This window comes from Leifsonia sp. NPDC014704 (assembly GCF_043083605.1).
Classification (GTDB): domain Bacteria; phylum Actinomycetota; class Actinomycetes; order Actinomycetales; family Microbacteriaceae; genus Leifsonia.
This window is the reverse complement of record NZ_JBIBYW010000002.1, coordinates 488967-503081: the sequence shown is the minus strand read 5'-3', so window position 1 is coordinate 503081 and position 14115 is coordinate 488967. Positions and strand designations below refer to the sequence as shown.

Genomic DNA, 14115 nt, shown 5'->3' with positions numbered 1-14115 from the left:
GGACGTCATCCGTGTCCGCCGATCGGTGGACGCGTGCGCGTCAGTCGGTCGTGATCCACTCCGGGCGCAGGCGCTCCACGCCGTCGAGGAGAAGGTCGAGGCCGGTCAGGAACTCCTCGTCGTAGTCGTACCCAGCCCTGGCGAGCTCGGCGACCACCTCGAGCAGGTGCGGGAACTGCTGCGCCAGCTCCGGAGGGGTGGCCTCGAGCTTGGCGGCGGCCGCCTCTCCCGACTCCTCCGGCGTGCCGAACGGGAGCGTCTTCTCCTGCAGGGCGAAGCCGTACACGTAGGCGTCGAGGGCGGACGTGACGTGCACCGTCGTGCGGAAGGTGAAGCCCGCCGTGCGCAGGCAGCCCATCATCGCGTTGTGCTGGCTGAGGTTCGTCGGGCCCGGACGCATCCGGGCCTCCAGGAGTCCGACGGCCCAACGGTGCCGCATCAGCGCACCGCGCAGCGAGATCGAGCGGCGCCGCATGGCCTCGCGCCAGCCGAGCTCCGGCGAGGGCGCGTCGACCTCCGCCCAGACGGTGTCGACCATGCCGTCGAGCAGGTCGTCCTTGTTGGCGACGTGCTTGTACAGCGCCATCGGAACGACGCCGAGACGGTGCGCCAGTTCCCGCATGCTCAGGCCGTCGAGGCCCTCACGATCCGCCAGCTCGACGGCGGCGTCGATCACCCGGGCGGTGCTCAGCGTCGGCCGGGTCGTGACGGCGTCTCTTGACATGGTGTACAGCGTACGCCTACCCTGATGGCGACACAGGTGTACGCCGTACACCTCGTCTTTCGAGAGGACATCATGGACCCGGACCGCCGCCGCTCGCTCCTCGCGGGCGTGCTCTTCCTGCTTACCTTCGCCACCTCCATCCCCGGCGCCCTGCTGTACGGGCCGGTGCTCAGCGACCCGCGATTCGTGCTCGGCGCCGGATCGGCGACGCCGGTGCTCGTGGGCGCTCTCCTCGAGATCGCCCTGGTCATCGCCAACATCGGGACGGCTCTCGTGCTCTACCCGGTGCTGCGCCGCACCAGCCCGTCGCTGGCGCTCGGCTACGTCGTCGCGCGGGTGATGGAGTCCACGTTGATCGCGGTCGGGATCCTCAGCCTGCTCTCCGTCGTGACGCTGCGGGAGGCCGATGGAGGCGCGGCAGGGTCGACCGTCGCCGTCGCGAGCGCGCTCGTCGCGCTGCACGGCTGGACGTTCCTGCTCGGACCCGGCTTCGTCGTGGGCATCGGCAACGGCCTGATGCTGGGCTGGATGCTGCACCGGGCCGGACTCGTGCCGCGCGGCTGGGCGTGGGTCGGCATGATCGGCGGGCCGCTGGTGTCAGTGTCCGGCGTCGCCGTGCTGTTCGGGGTCTGGGATCAGGTGTCGCCGTGGTCGGCGGTGCTCACGCTGCCCGAGATCGTGTGGGAGCTGTTCCTCGGCATCTACCTGACCGTCCACGGGTTCCACCGGCGGGCAGCGCAGACTGTGCCGGGGTCGGCGGTCAAAGTCCCAGCGACTTCTTGATCAGCGCCTCGGCGTCGTCGGTGCCGGCGGCGCGCTCTGTCGCCTCCTGGTTGGCCTCGGTCACGGCCTTGACGACCTCGTCGCGCTGGATGCGGATGCCCCGCGGGGCGTCGATGCCGATCCGCACGCCGTCACCACGCGCTTCGAGGATCGTCACGACGATGTCGTCGCCGATGAGCACCCGCTCCCCCGCCTTGCGCGTCAATACCAGCATCGGTCCAGCCTATCCGCCGGGCGGCGCGTCCAGCCAGAGCACCGGCAGGCCGAGCCGGTGCACGTCGTCCGGCGTCGAGGTGAAGGATGCGCCGGTCGCGGCCACCGCGTCGACGGCGAGCACCGCATCCACCGCCCGGACCCAGGTGCTCGTGTCGCCGAACGTGCGCGAGACGTCGACGGCGACCCAGACCTGGTCCGGGGCGATGCCGGCCAGGTCGGCGGCGAGTGCCGGCACGGCGGCGGGCCCTGCGAGAGGGAACGCGGCCACCACGGGGATGTCGCGGCGCACGCCGTCCGCGCGGGCCGCGAGGGCGTCGCGGCGGTCGGCGACGTGCTGCACCTCGGCGCCCGCGTCGGCGGAGGCGGCGAGCACGCGGGCGGCGGCCTCCGCGTCCGCACCGAGCCCCACCACGAGGGTGAGGTCGCCACGCCCGCGCAGTCGGGCCGGGGGCCGACCGCCGGCCTCCACGCCGTCCACGCCGTCCACGCCGTCGAAGTGCACGTCGTGGCTGCTATTCGAGCCGTTTTCTCGCCACGACGTGCCCTTCGGCTCAGGGGTGAGCGGGGTGGGCGGGGCGGGGATGGGCGGGGCGAGGTCGGGCGCGTCGACGGCCCGGACGAGGTCGTCGAGGACCGCCTGGAACGCGAGCGACGACGTCGAGACGGCCGGGAGGACCTCCTCGTCGCCGCCGACCCACTCAGGCCGCGATCGACTCCGCACCGCGGACCACCCCCACCGTCTCGATCGCCGCCTGGACGGCGGTCACCTCCTGGTAGGAGAGCACGGCGAGTCCCGCGATCTGGCCCGCGACCAGCCGCCGGATCGCCGGGCGCAGCGCGGGGGCGCAGACCAGGACCGCCGAAACGCCCGAGTCGTCGAGGCGCGCCGCGGTGTCGCGCACGGAGGCGAGCACCGCCTCCAGCCGCACCGGGTCGAGCACGATCTGGGTGCCGCCCTCCGACGGACGCAGGCCCTCGAGCATCGACTGCTCGAGCCCGGGGTCGATCATGATGACCCGCAGCGTCCCCTCGTCGAGGTGGGGTGCGACGACGGCCGGTCCGAGGGCGGCGCGGGCGGCCTCCACCAGTCCCTCCGGGTCGTTCGACACCTTCGCCCGCAGAGTCAGCGCCTCCAGGATGCGCGGCAGGTCGTTGATCGGCACCTGTTCGGCAAGCAGTCCCTGCAGCACGCGCTGCACTTCCGCCAGTGAGAGGAGAGCAGGGATGAGCTCCTCCACTGCGGGCGGGTTCACCTGCTTGACGCCCTCGGTGAGGAGGCGCACATCCTCCCGGGTGAGGAGGCGTGCGGCGTTCGCCGTGATGATCGACGACAGGTGCGTGATGAGCACGGAGACGCGGTCGATGACCGTGGCGCCTCCCAGCTCGGCGCTGTGCCGCATCTCGGACGGGATCCACTTCGCCGGGAGCCCGAACACCGGCTCGACGGTCGGCGTGCCCGGCAGGTTGTCGAGGGCGTCGCCGAGGGCGAGCACCCGGCCGGAGGGTGCCTGTCCGCGGCCGGCTTCCACCCCCGCGATCTTGATCACGTAGGTCGACGGCGGCAGCTCCGCGCTGTCGCGGGTGCGGACCGGCGGGACGATCACCCCGAGTTCGAGCGCGATTTTGCGCCGCAGGGCCCGCACCCGCGCCAGCAGGTCGTCGGAGGCGCCGCTGACGATGTCGACGAGATCGGGGGCGAGCGTGATCTCTAGGGCGTGCACCCGCATCTGCTCGATGAGGTCTTCCGTGGTCTCCGACTTGGTCGCCGTGGCGACGGCGTTCTGGGCGGCCTGCGCCTTCTTCGCCGCCGCCTGCGCGGTCTTGATGCGCTGCGACGCGAGGATGAGGAACGCGCCCACGAGCACGAACGGGATGGGCGGCATCCCGGGGATGAGCGCCATGACGATCGCAGCGCATCCCGCGATCATCAGGGCGTTGCGCGACTGACTGAGCTGGTTGCTCGCCGTCGTGCCCATCTCGGACTCGGCGTTCGACCGGGTCACGATCATGCCCGTCGACACGGCCATGAGCAGCGCGGGGATCTGCGACACGAGACCGTCGCCGATGGTCAGCAGCGTGTAGGAGTTGACCGCGTCGCCGAGCTCCATGCCGCGCTGGATCATGCCGATCGCGATGCCGCCGACGACGTTGATGACGATGATAAGGATGCCCGCGATCGCGTCGCCCTTGACGAACTTGGAGGCGCCGTCCATCGCGCCGTAGAAGTCCGCCTCGGCCGAGACCTCCGCGCGCCGCGCACGCGCCTGCTCCTCGGTGATCAGGCCGGCATTGAGGTCGGCGTCGATCGCCATCTGCTTGCCCGGCATGGCGTCGAGGGTGAAGCGCGCGCCCACCTCCGCCACGCGCTCTGCGCCCTTGGTGACGACGATGAACTGGATGACCACCAGGATGAGGAAGACGACGGCGCCGATGATGATCGAGCCGCCGACCGCGACATGCCCGAACGCCTGGATGACCTGGCCTGCGAAGCCGTCGCCCAGCACCAGGCGCGTGGAGGCGACGTTGAGCCCGAGCCGGAACAGGGTCGCGACGAGCAGCAGCGACGGGAAGACGGAGAAGTCGAGCGGCTTCTTGACGAACATCGTCGTGAGCAGGATGACCAGCGCCAGCATGATGTTGACGATGATGAGCATGTCGAGGATCCACGACGGCACCGGGACGACGAGCAGCATGATGATGCCGACGACCCCGATCGGCACGGCGACCTTGGCGGCGAGACCCTTGTTCGGCTTCACGACATCCCTCCCTGGAGCTGCGGTCGCATCGTGTGGAGCCCCGCGGCAGACCCGCGCTGCTTGAGCGACATGACGAAGGCGAGCACCCGCGCGACCGCGTTGTAGAGCTCGACCGGGATCTCGTCCCCGATCTCGCACCCGGCGTGCAGCGCCCGGGCGAGCGGGATGTCCTTGACGATCGGCACGCGCTCCTCCTCCGCCTTCTCGCGGATGCGCAAGGCGATGGCGCCCGCACCCTTCGCGACGACCCGCGGGGCCGACTTGCCCGGTTCGTACTTCACCGCCACGGCGATGTGCGTCGGGTTGACGAGCACCACATCCGACCCGCCGATCGCCGCAATCATGCGGTTGCGGCTCATCGCCAGCTGCCGGGAGCGCCGGTGCGAACGCACCAACGGGTCGCCCTCGGTGTTCTTGTTCTCGTCGCGCACCTCCTGCTTGCTCATGCGCGTGTGCTTGCGGTTGCGGCGCATGACCACGAGCACGTCGAGTCCTGCGAGCACGAGACCCGCGCCGACCGCCGCCTGCAGCAGCCCGGCCGTGCCGCCGGAGGCGGCCGAGAGCAGGGAGGCCAGCGGCATCGAACCGGAGGTGAGTAGCACCGGCATCAGCCCCTGGACGACCAGGAACAGCCCGATCGCGACAACGGCCGACTTCAGCAAGGTCTTGGCGCCCTCCCAGAGGGCGCGCATCCCGAACACCCGGCCGATGCCCTGCACCAGGTTGAACTGCTCGTACTTGCCCTCGAGCTTCTTGAAGTGGATGCCGCCCTGCACGGCCGCGGCGCCCACCACGGCGAGCGCGCCCACCGCCAGCAGCGGCCCGATCGTCGCCATGATGCTGCCGAGACCGTCGCCGAGGGCGGCGACCGCCTTCGCCGGGTCCGGGCTCTCGATCACCGAGCGGACCGAGAACAGTTGCTCGATCGCGGCCGTGCTGCCCGTCTGAAGCGTGAACGGCAGCATGACGGCGGCGGCGCCGACACCGACCCAGGCGGTCAGGTCGGTCGACTTCGAGAGGCGGCCCTTGGAGCGCGCCTCCTTCATCCGCTTCTCGGTCGCCTGCTCGGTGCGTTCCTGCGCGTCGCTCATCGCCCCACCCCCAGCATGGTTTTGACGGCAGTGTCGGTGAGGCCGGAGACGACGCCCGGGAGCGCGACGAAGACGATGGCCGCGAGCACGACGGTGAGCATGATCTTCAGCGGGAAGCCGAGCGAGAAGGCGTTCAACGCGGGGGCGACCCGGGTGAGGAGGCCCAGGCCCACGTCGGCGAGGAACAACACGACGATCAGCGGCCCGGCGATCTGCAGGGCCGCGAGGAACATCTGAGTCAGCCCGTCGACCATCTGCTTCGCCGGGTCGGCCATGCTGAGGCCCGCGGCGAGCGGGACGGCGTCGAACGTGCGGATGAGCCCGCCGATGATCAGCTGGTAGCCGCCCGACGCGAACAGCAGCGCGAGGGCGGTGAGCTGGAACATCCGCGTGAACTGCGCGCCGTTGATCATCGACTGCGGATCGAACGCCTGCGCCAGCTGGAAGCCGCCGAACAGGTCGATCAGACTGCCCGCCGACTGGATCGCCGCGAACACCACGAAGACCAGGAAACCGAGCGTCGCCCCCACGGCGAGCTCGCGCACCATGTCGAGCAGGAAGGCGCCGGTGTCGGCCGATCGGTACCCGGCGCCGACGCGCGGCGCGACGGCGACCGCGAGCCCGATTGCGAGCATCCCTTTCACCTGCGCGGGGAAGCCGTTGTATGAGAACGGCGGCGCGATCACCAGGAAGGCGACCATGCGGAGGGAGGCCAGCGCGATCGCCTCGATCGCGGCCAGGTCGATGGGGATGGACATCAGCCACCACCCAGCAGCTGCGGGATCTTGTCGAACAGTACGTGAGTGAAGGAGACGAGCTCAGCGATCATCCACTGGCCGCAGATGATCAACGCGATGGCCACGGCGGCCGCCTTCGGCACGAACGAGAGGGTGACCTCCTGGATCTGCGTGATCGACTGCACCAGCGAGATCGCGAAGCCGACGACCAGCGCGGTGACCACGATCGGGGCGGCCAGCTTCGCGGTCACCATGAGGCCCTGCATGGCGATGTCGAGGACGGCGTTCGGGTTCATCCGCCCCCACCCCCGTAGCTCGTGATCAGGCTCGTGATGATGAGTCCCCAGCCATCGACCAGCACGAATAGCAGGATCTTGAACGGCAGCGAGATCATGACCGGCGGGAGCATCATCATGCCCATCGACATGAGCGCCGCCGAGACCACCATGTCGATCACCAGGAACGGCACGAAGATGACGAAGCCGATGATGAACGCGGCCCGCAGCTCGGAGATCATGAACGCCGGGATGAGCGTCAGCAGTGGCACCGCACTCACGCTGTCCGGGTTGGGGCGGCCCGCGGCGCGGGTCATCAGCGCGATGTCCTCCTCGCGGGTGTGCGCCGCCATGAACCCCCGCAGCGGAGCCTCCGCCGCGTGGGCGGCCGCCGTGAAGTCGATGTGCCCGGCGAGATACGGCTGCACGGCGGTGTTGTTGATGTCGACGAGAACCGGGCTCATGATGAACAGGCTGAGGAACAGGGACAGTCCGGCGAGCACCTGGTTCGGCGGGATGGACGGGAGCGCGAGCGCGTTCCGGGTGATCGCGAGCACGACGAAGATCTTCGTGAACGACGACATCATCAGCAGCAGCGCGGGTGCCACCGACAGCACGGTGATGCCGAGCAGAGTCAGGATCGCGGCGCTCGGCGTGCCGTTCGGGCCGTTGATGTCGAGGGTGATGCCGCCGGAGCCGCCCGCGGGGCCGGCCGGCCCGGACGGGGTCGGGACGGGCGTGGGCACGGCGTGCGCTGCCGTGGCGCCGAGGAGGACGATGGCCGCGACGATCAGCGCCACCAGGACGCCGGCGACCGCGAGGCGGGGCAGCCGCCCGGCGCGCGCCGTCACCTCCGGCGCCGTCACTTCTTGGGGCGCACCGCCGAACTCGCCTGTCGCCACGTTGCCGGGGACAGGATCGAGCCTTTGAGTGCCTCGTCGAAGAGCGAGGCGCGTCCCTGCGCCGTGAGGAAGTCGGCATCCTGCCTGGTGGTCGTGCTGCTGGTGGTTCCTGTGGTGCCCGTGCTCGCCGTCGCGTCGGTGGTGCCGGTCCTGGCCTCCACCTCGCGCACGGGCTTGAGCGGGGTGACGTCCGCGTCCTGCGGGCGGTCACCGGAGTGGAGGACGCTGACCTGGCGCTCGGTGACGCCCAGCACGAACCGGCTGCCGTCGACATCCACGACGACGACCGACGCCTTCTGGCCGATGCCCTGACGTCCGACGACGGTCACCGCGTTGCCGCGACGGCCGCGTGCCGAGGTGCGCCCCTTCGTCACCCGACGCTGCACGAACCACAGCAGCGCGACGATGACGCCGAGCACCACCGCGACGCGCAATGCAACGAACAGGGTCTCCACGCTGCGCACTATCGGTCGCCTGGTCCGTGCCGTTAGCCGCATCCATGAGGTGCACGTCGTTGCGCCCGACACGCCGGTACGTCACGCACTTGCGTGCACTTCGGCGGCCCGGGAGGGTGGAGTGGTGGACTTCGAGATGGCGACCGTCGCGGGTGGGACCGTGCAGCTGCACGACGCCCGGCGCAAGCGGCGCTGGACGGTGGAACTGGAACCGTTCGAGCTGGGCGTGTTCGCCGTGACCGAGCAGCAGGTCGCCGAGCTGATCGGCGAGCCGGCCCCGCATCCCCGCCGTCCGGCGACCGGGATCAGCTGGCTGCGCGCCGTGCGGATCTGCAACGCGGCCTCGGAGTGGGAGGGGTTCGACCCCGCCTACACCTTCGACGGCGAGGACGTGACCTGGCACGTGGATGCGGACGGCTACCGCCTGCCCACCGAGGCCGAGTGGGAGTACGCGTGCCGTGCCGGCTCGACAGCTCCGCATTACGGGCCCCTGGCGGAGATCGCCTGGACGAGCGCCGACGGCCTGACCGCTCCGGCGGACGTCGGGCTTCGGCTGCCCAACCTCAGCGGGCTCTTCGACACCCTCGGCAATGCATGGGAGTGGTGTTGGGACTTCTTGGACCCGGGCCGGTACCGCGACTACCGGGTCTTCCGCGGCGGCGGGTTCGCCGACGACGCGTGGAACGTGCGGGCGTCCGTCCGGCGCGGCGGCCCGCCGCGCACGCAGCACGAGGACGTCGGCTTCCGCCTGGCCCGTGGCGGGTTCGACGCCGAGGGTGCCGCGCAGGGCTGGTCGGCGGCGGCGGATGCCGAGCGCGCCGGGCTCGGCGGAGCGCTGCCGCCGGGGTGGACGCCGCTGCGGTGACGGCGACCGGCTCGCGTCAGCTCAGACGGTTCACGGGCGAGTCGGGCGTTCCCGTCGCGAGCGCGGTCACGGCGTTCTGCGCCTGGATGCGGACGTACTCGATCTCGGTGCGCCGCGAGAAGTAGGCGATGTGCGGTGTCAGCACGACGTCATCCCTCCCGACGAGGGGATGCTGCGGGCTCGGCGGCTCCTCGTCCAGCACGTCGAGTGCCGCGCCGGACAGCCGCCCGGAGTCGAGCGCAGCGACCAGGGCGGCGTTGTCGATGAGGCCGCCCCGCGACACGTTCAGCAGCAGGGAGCCGGCGGGCATGTCGTCGAGGAAGGCGGCATCCACCATCCGCTCGGTCTCCGGGGAGAGCGGGACGTGCAGCGAGAGGGTGTGCGAACGGCGGCGGACCTCGTCGAGCGACGCGCGCTCGATCCCCAGCGCGCTGAGGTCGGCGGCGGTGGATGAGGTGTCCGGCAGCATCGGGTCGTAGCCGAGCACGCGCCCGAACAGCGGACCGGCGACCCGGGCGAACTCGCGACCGATCCGGCCCAGGCCGACGATGCCGAGCGTCAGCTCGCTGAGCCTCGGCGGCGCCGGGACGGCACGATCGTTCCATCGCTCCGGCGTCGCGGACGCCGTGTAGAACCGGAGCTGCCGCGCACTTGCCAGCAGCAGGGCGAGCGCGTGGGTCGCCACCTCCTCCGTCGCGGCGCCCGGGACGTTCGTCACCCACACCCCGTGTTCGGTGGCGGCATCGACGTCCACGTAGTCGAATCCCATTGACATGAGCGCGATGACACGCAGCTGCGGGAGGGCCTCGATCATGTCGCGCGTGATCGCGGCGTAACCGGGCAGCAGGGCGTCGGCGTCCCGAGCGCCCGCCACGATCGCCTCGGGGTCGCGGGTGCCGAGAACGCGCACCTCGAATCCGTTGGCCTCGAGAAGCGCGATGCCGGGTGCCGGGTCGGTGTCGTCGACGTCGGTGTAGACGGCGACCGGTCGGCGGGTAGCTGCGTCAGTCATGCGAATCCACCGCACTCCGGGGATGCGCGCTGCCCTCCCGCACGATGACCTGAGCCATCGCCGTCATCAGCTCGTAGGCGACGTGGGCGGCGGCGATGCCGGTGATCTGGGCGTGGTCGTAGGCGGGCGCCACCTCGACGAGGTCCGCCCCGACGATATTCAGGTCGGTGAGCCCGCGCAGCAGACGAAGCAGTTCGCGGCTGGTGAGGCCGCCGGCCTCCGGGGTGCCCGTGCCGGGCGCGTGGGCGGGGTCGAGCACGTCGATGTCGATGGAGATGTACAACGGTCGATCACCCACCCGCCGGCGGATGCGCCCCAACGCGGCCGGGACGCCGTTCTCCTCGATGTACTCGCTCGACACGATCGCGAACCCGAGCCGCTCGTCATCCTCGAGGTCCTGCTTGCTGTACAGCGGGCCGCGGGTGCCGACATGGACCGAGGCGGAACGGTCGAGGAAGCCCTCCTCGGACGCCCGCCGGAACGGCGTGCCGTGTGTGATCGGCTCGTCGAAGTAGGTGTCCCAGGTGTCGAGGTGCGCGTCGAAGTGCAGCACGGCGACGGGTCCGTGCTTCTCGCTGATCGCCTTCAGCAGCGGATACGCGATGGTGTGGTCGCCCCCGACCGTGAGGATGCGCTGTACCCGGCTGCCCAGGTCACGCGCCGCATCCGCGATCTGCCGAACCGCCTCGTCGATGTGGAACGGGTTGACGGCGATGTCGCCGGCGTCCGCGATCTGCACGGCCTCCCACGCCGAGAAGTCCTGCGCCGGGTTGTAGGGGCGAAGCAGACGGCTGGATGCCCGTACGTGCTCCGGTCCGAACCGCGCGCCGGGCCGGAAGCTGACGCCCGTGTCGAAGGGGATGCCGACCACGGCGAGGTCGACGGCCGGGACGTCCTCCAGGCGGGGCAGGCGGGCGAAGGTGGACAGCCCGGCATAGCGCGGGGTCTTCGATGCGTCGGACGGGCCGATGGGCGGGGTGCTTGCGGTGTTCATGGGTGGTTCCTTACGCGGAGAAGTCCGTCTGGGGCAGGTGGATGAGGTGCAGACCGCCCGCATCGCCCGCGACGGCGACCGCCTCTGCCAGCTCGCCTGCGGATCGGACGCGGTGCCCCGTCCCGCCGAACGCGGCGGCCAGGGCGGCCCAGTCGGGCTGCGCGAGGTCGACCCCGATGGGCGCGATCCCGGCATCCGCCTCGTTCTGCTTGATCTCGGCGTAGCCGCCGTTGTCGACCACGATCACGGTGATATCGAGCCGCTGCTCGACCACCGTCATGAATTCCTGCAGGGAGAACATGAGAGCGCCGTCGCCGACGACCGCGAACACCGGTCGGTTCGGCTCGGCGAGGCGTGAGCCGATGGCCGCGGGCAGGCCGTACCCGAGCGTCGCGTACGTGGCCATATAGGGCGTGGAGTTCGGGGTGGCGACCCGGAGCCGGTTCAGCAGGCCCCAGTAGCCGATCTGCGACGAATCCGTGGTGACGATCGCGTCGGCGGGGAGAGCGGCGGCGATGGCGTCGGCGATGGCGGTGTTGACGGGTGACAGTTCGGCGCATTCGGCGGCCACGGCCGCGAGGGTCTCGTTCACGCGGGCGTCGGTCGACGGCTCACCGGCACCCAGGGCTTCGGCGAGCGCGGCGAGCGCCGCCGCTGCGTCCGCCACGATGCCGATCTCAGCCGACTGATTCTTGTCCAGCTGCGACGCCAGCACATCGATGCGGATGACGTGGCCACGCGCTTCCAGCCTCTCGACCCACAGCTCCGCCTCGCCGAGCTTCGAGCCGACGACCAGCAGTACATCCGCATCCCTGGCCCGGTTGCGGGCGGCGGCCAGCCGCAGGTTCGCGCCGAGCGAGAGCGGGTGGTGCTCGTCGAGCACGCCCTTCGCGTTCAGCGTCGTCACCACCGGTGCGCCGAGCCGCTCCGCCAGCGCGCGCAGTTCGGCGATCGCGCGGCGCGACCCGCCGCCGGCGAGGATGACGGGGTCGCTCGCCGCGGCGAGCAGGCGGGCCGCCTCCGCGATCGCGGCGCTGTCGGGCGCCGGGATGCCGGCGGGGCGGCGCGGTGCCACGGCCTCCGGTGACAGCTCCGTCTCCTCCTCCAGGAGGTCGAGCGGCACCTCGATGTAGACCGGCCGCGGGCGCCCCGTCGCGAACAGCGCGAACGCGTCGTGGACGGCCTCGACGGCTTCTTCCGCCGACTGCACCCGGCGCCCCCACTCCACGATGGCGGAGGCGGCACCCAGCTGGTCCTTGGTCTCATGCAGCGTGCCCGCGTCCGCGAACTCGTGCCCGAGCGCGGGCCCGGGCGACAGCAGGATCATCGGCCGCGACTCGCAGTACGCCGTCCCGGCGGCCGAGAGCGCGTTCAGCAGGCCCGGTCCGCTCGTCGTGATCACCACGCCCGGCTTGCCCGTCTGAAGCGACCATCCATCGGCCGCGTATCCGGCGCCCTGCTCGTGGCGCGTGGTCACGGGATGCACACCGAGCGCGGGGAGCGGGCGGTAGAACTCCAGGTTGTGCGTGCCCGGGATTCCGAACACGGTGTCGACCCCATAGCCGCGCAGCGTCTCGATGACAGCCCAGCCCGTCGTGCGCCGGGCCCGCGTCTCCCTCTCCTCCCTGGTCTCAGGCGACATCGGCGCGGTGCCTCTCGGTGCCGTCCACCCAGGTGGCGACCACGGGGATGCTCGCGATCGTGTCAGCCTCGATCGTCAGCGGATTCGCGCCGAGCACGACGAAGTCGGCCCGCTTGCCCGGTTCGAGCGACCCGAACTCATTCTCGCGGCCCAGGGAGATCGCGCCCTCCAGGGTGTGCGCCCGCAGCGCCGCCTCCGCGCTGATCCGCAGAGAGTCCGGGCCGAGCTTGTGACCGCGGCGCGTGACCCGGGTCACGGCGGCCTGGATCGCCTCCAGGGGCCGCGGCTCCGCGACGGGAGCGTCGGACGAGATCGTCACCGGCACTCCCGCGTCGACGAATTCGCCGAGCGGATTGAAGCGTTCACCCGGTGTCCCGATGGCCTGCTCGACGCCCTCGCCCCAGTTGTAATAGTGCTGGGTCTGGTTCACCGGCCGGATGCCGAGGCGCGCCATCCGCTCGATCTCGGCGGGGGCGGGAAGTCCGCAGTGCTCGATCCTGTGACGCGCATCGGGGTCGGGACGCTCGCTCAGCACCTGCTCGACGGCGTCGACGACCATCGCGATGGCGGTCGGCGACTGCGCATGCGTCGCCGTCTGGAGCCCGGCGGCATGCGCCTTCGCCACCAGTCCGGCATACTCCGCGGGCTCGTGGTACAGCTGCCCGCGGCGGCACGGGTCGCCCACGTACCCTTCCGGGAAGTACGCCGTCCAGCCGCCGAGCGTGCCGTCGGCGTACAGCTTGATGCCCGCGACCGAGAGGAAGGCGTTGCCGAACGGCCCGGTGAGGCCGATGTCGATCGCCTGGTCGAGCAGATGCGACAGGAGGTACATCGAGACCCGCATCGAGAGCGCGCCGCGGTCCGCCATCGCGAGGTAGGCGGCGAGCTCGCGCTTCGAGACCTGCGCGTCTCCGAGCGCGGTGACGCCGGAGGAGAGGAACTCGCGCTGCGCGATGTCGAGCTGGCGCTGGTGCTCGGCCGGTTCATCCCCGAGGTGGAAGTTCGGGCCGTGGTGGCCGATCTTGACGCCGTGCAGACCGGTGAGCACGTTGCAGGCCGCATCGGAGAGCTCGCCCGTGAGCTCGCCGTCCGCGTCGCGGAAGAACTCTCCGCCCTCCGGGTTCGGAGTGTCGCGGGTGATGCCGTACTTGTCGAGCGTGAACGTGTTGACGACTCCCCCGTGACCCGAGGCGTTCATGACGTACACCTCGCGGTCGGTGGCGATCGCGTCCAGCTCCTCCTTGGTGGGGTGCCGGCGCTCGGCGAGGTTGCGCTGCTCGTAGCCGTAGCCGCGCAGCGGGACGCCGGGCGGGAGCCGGTGGGCGCCCTCGCGCATCCGCTCGACGATCTCCGGGATCGAGCCCGCCTGCTCCGGGCTGACATCCACCCAGGTGAGCAGCTGCCCGTACATGAGGGGATGCGCGTGCGCGTCGACGAAACCCGGCACGATCGTCGCACCCGGGAAGTCGGCGCGACGTGGTTCGATGCCCCGCCTTCGCGCCTCCGCCTCGACCTCCTCCCGCGAGCCGACGGCCACGACCCGCCCACCGGCGGTGAGCATGGCCTCCGCGCGCGGGCCGCTGTCGTCGACGGTCAGGATGAGGTCGGCGGTCACGAGCGTCGGGGCCGAGTCGCGGTCGTCGAAAGTGGCCAGGTGTCGCAC

The 14115-nt window shown here is 71.0% G+C and carries 15 protein-coding genes; 2 read left to right on the top strand and 13 right to left on the bottom strand.

Features of this window, described 5'->3' with window-relative positions:
- Positions 1–40 precede the first annotated feature (40 nt).
- Positions 41–724: a TetR/AcrR family transcriptional regulator C-terminal domain-containing protein gene (locus tag ACF1AJ_RS13955; protein ID WP_391507871.1), complete on the bottom strand. Its 684-nt coding sequence runs from the start codon at positions 722–724 to the stop codon at positions 41–43.
- 24 nt (positions 725–748) lie between these two features.
- Here ACF1AJ_RS13955 and ACF1AJ_RS13950 point away from each other — a divergent pair, with 24 nt between their 5' ends.
- Positions 749–1507: a DUF4386 domain-containing protein gene (locus tag ACF1AJ_RS13950; RefSeq protein ID WP_391507870.1), complete on the top strand. Its 759-nt coding sequence runs from the start codon at positions 749–751 to the stop codon at positions 1505–1507.
- Here ACF1AJ_RS13950 and csrA read toward each other — a convergent pair.
- The 8 genes from csrA to fliO are packed head-to-tail and all read right to left on the bottom strand — an operon-like array spanning position 1485 to position 7939.
- A complete protein-coding gene (gene csrA / locus ACF1AJ_RS13945; protein WP_018188940.1) occupies positions 1485–1721 on the bottom strand; it encodes a carbon storage regulator CsrA in 237 nt (78 codons plus the stop codon). The two genes, ACF1AJ_RS13950 and csrA, sit on opposite strands and share 23 nt — an antisense overlap.
- 9 nt (positions 1722–1730) lie before the next feature.
- Positions 1731–2444, bottom strand: coding sequence for a hypothetical protein (locus tag ACF1AJ_RS13940; RefSeq protein ID WP_391507869.1), 714 nt, complete (start codon positions 2442–2444; stop codon positions 1731–1733).
- On the bottom strand, positions 2422–4416 hold the full coding sequence (locus tag ACF1AJ_RS13935) for a flagellar biosynthesis protein FlhA (protein WP_391508768.1): 1995 nt from the start codon (positions 4414–4416) through the stop codon (positions 2422–2424). The genes ACF1AJ_RS13940 and ACF1AJ_RS13935 overlap by 23 nt, the downstream gene beginning before the upstream one ends.
- Before the next feature lie 59 nt (positions 4417–4475).
- On the bottom strand, positions 4476–5570 hold the full coding sequence (locus ACF1AJ_RS13930) for a flagellar biosynthesis protein FlhB (protein WP_391507868.1): 1095 nt from the start codon (positions 5568–5570) through the stop codon (positions 4476–4478).
- Positions 5567–6328: a flagellar biosynthetic protein FliR gene (locus ACF1AJ_RS13925; RefSeq protein WP_018188944.1), complete on the bottom strand. Its 762-nt coding sequence runs from the start codon at positions 6326–6328 to the stop codon at positions 5567–5569. The genes ACF1AJ_RS13930 and ACF1AJ_RS13925 overlap by 4 nt, the downstream gene beginning before the upstream one ends.
- Positions 6328–6603 carry a flagellar biosynthesis protein FliQ gene (gene fliQ, locus ACF1AJ_RS13920; protein WP_018188945.1) on the bottom strand — a complete coding sequence of 92 codons (276 nt, stop codon included), beginning with the start codon at positions 6601–6603 and terminating at the stop codon, positions 6328–6330. Before fliQ ends, ACF1AJ_RS13925 begins: the two co-directional genes overlap by 1 nt.
- Positions 6600–7448 carry a flagellar type III secretion system pore protein FliP gene (gene fliP, locus ACF1AJ_RS13915; RefSeq protein WP_391508767.1) on the bottom strand — a complete coding sequence of 283 codons (849 nt, stop codon included), beginning with the start codon at positions 7446–7448 and terminating at the stop codon, positions 6600–6602. The genes fliQ and fliP overlap by 4 nt, the downstream gene beginning before the upstream one ends.
- Complete coding sequence (fliO, locus tag ACF1AJ_RS13910) at positions 7445–7939, bottom strand: flagellar biosynthetic protein FliO (protein ID WP_391507867.1); 495 nt, start codon at positions 7937–7939, stop codon at positions 7445–7447. The genes fliP and fliO overlap by 4 nt, the downstream gene beginning before the upstream one ends.
- Positions 7940–8063: 124 nt before the next feature.
- Here fliO and ACF1AJ_RS13905 point away from each other — a divergent pair, with 124 nt between their 5' ends.
- Entirely contained in the window at positions 8064–8804 is a 741-nt protein-coding gene (locus ACF1AJ_RS13905) for a formylglycine-generating enzyme family protein (RefSeq protein WP_391507866.1), read from the top strand.
- A 16-nt stretch (positions 8805–8820) separates the two neighbouring features.
- Here the strand turns inward: ACF1AJ_RS13905 and ACF1AJ_RS13900 are convergent, their stop codons facing one another.
- Genes ACF1AJ_RS13900 through ACF1AJ_RS13885 form a run of 4 tightly spaced genes read right to left on the bottom strand, consistent with a single transcriptional unit; the run spans position 8821 to position 14115 of the window.
- Complete coding sequence (locus ACF1AJ_RS13900; RefSeq protein ID WP_391507865.1) at positions 8821–9816, bottom strand: C-terminal binding protein; 996 nt, start codon at positions 9814–9816, stop codon at positions 8821–8823.
- A complete protein-coding gene (gene speB, locus ACF1AJ_RS13895) occupies positions 9809–10810 on the bottom strand; it encodes an agmatinase (protein WP_391507864.1) in 1002 nt (333 codons plus the stop codon). The genes ACF1AJ_RS13900 and speB overlap by 8 nt, the downstream gene beginning before the upstream one ends.
- Positions 10811–10820: 10 nt before the next feature.
- Positions 10821–12452, bottom strand: a complete 1632-nt coding sequence (locus tag ACF1AJ_RS13890; RefSeq protein ID WP_391507863.1) for a thiamine pyrophosphate-binding protein — start codon at positions 12450–12452, stop codon at positions 10821–10823.
- Complete coding sequence (locus ACF1AJ_RS13885; RefSeq protein ID WP_391507862.1) at positions 12442–14115, bottom strand: amidohydrolase; 1674 nt, start codon at positions 14113–14115, stop codon at positions 12442–12444. Before ACF1AJ_RS13885 ends, ACF1AJ_RS13890 begins: the two co-directional genes overlap by 11 nt.

What these genes read in the sequence shown, in the direction of transcription:
- ACF1AJ_RS13955 (WP_391507871.1), bottom strand. Translation starts at nt 724, where the DNA reads ATGTCAAGAGACGCCGTCACGACCCGGCCGACGCTGAGCACCGCCCGG.
- ACF1AJ_RS13950 (WP_391507870.1), top strand. Translation starts at nt 749, where the DNA reads ATGGCGACACAGGTGTACGCCGTACACCTCGTCTTTCGAGAGGACATC.
- csrA (WP_018188940.1), bottom strand. Translation starts at nt 1,721, where the DNA reads ATGCTGGTATTGACGCGCAAGGCGGGGGAGCGGGTGCTCATCGGCGAC.
- ACF1AJ_RS13935 (WP_391508768.1), bottom strand. Translation starts at nt 4,416, where the DNA reads ATGCTGCTCGTCGTCCCGGTGCCGTCGTGGATCCTCGACATGCTCATC.
- ACF1AJ_RS13930 (WP_391507868.1), bottom strand. Translation starts at nt 5,570, where the DNA reads ATGAGCGACGCGCAGGAACGCACCGAGCAGGCGACCGAGAAGCGGATG.
- ACF1AJ_RS13925 (WP_018188944.1), bottom strand. Translation starts at nt 6,328, where the DNA reads ATGTCCATCCCCATCGACCTGGCCGCGATCGAGGCGATCGCGCTGGCC.
- fliQ (WP_018188945.1), bottom strand. Translation starts at nt 6,603, where the DNA reads ATGAACCCGAACGCCGTCCTCGACATCGCCATGCAGGGCCTCATGGTG.
- ACF1AJ_RS13900 (WP_391507865.1), bottom strand. Translation starts at nt 9,816, where the DNA reads ATGACTGACGCAGCTACCCGCCGACCGGTCGCCGTCTACACCGACGTC.
- speB (WP_391507864.1), bottom strand. Translation starts at nt 10,810, where the DNA reads ATGAACACCGCAAGCACCCCGCCCATCGGCCCGTCCGACGCATCGAAG.
- ACF1AJ_RS13890 (WP_391507863.1), bottom strand. Translation starts at nt 12,452, where the DNA reads ATGTCGCCTGAGACCAGGGAGGAGAGGGAGACGCGGGCCCGGCGCACG.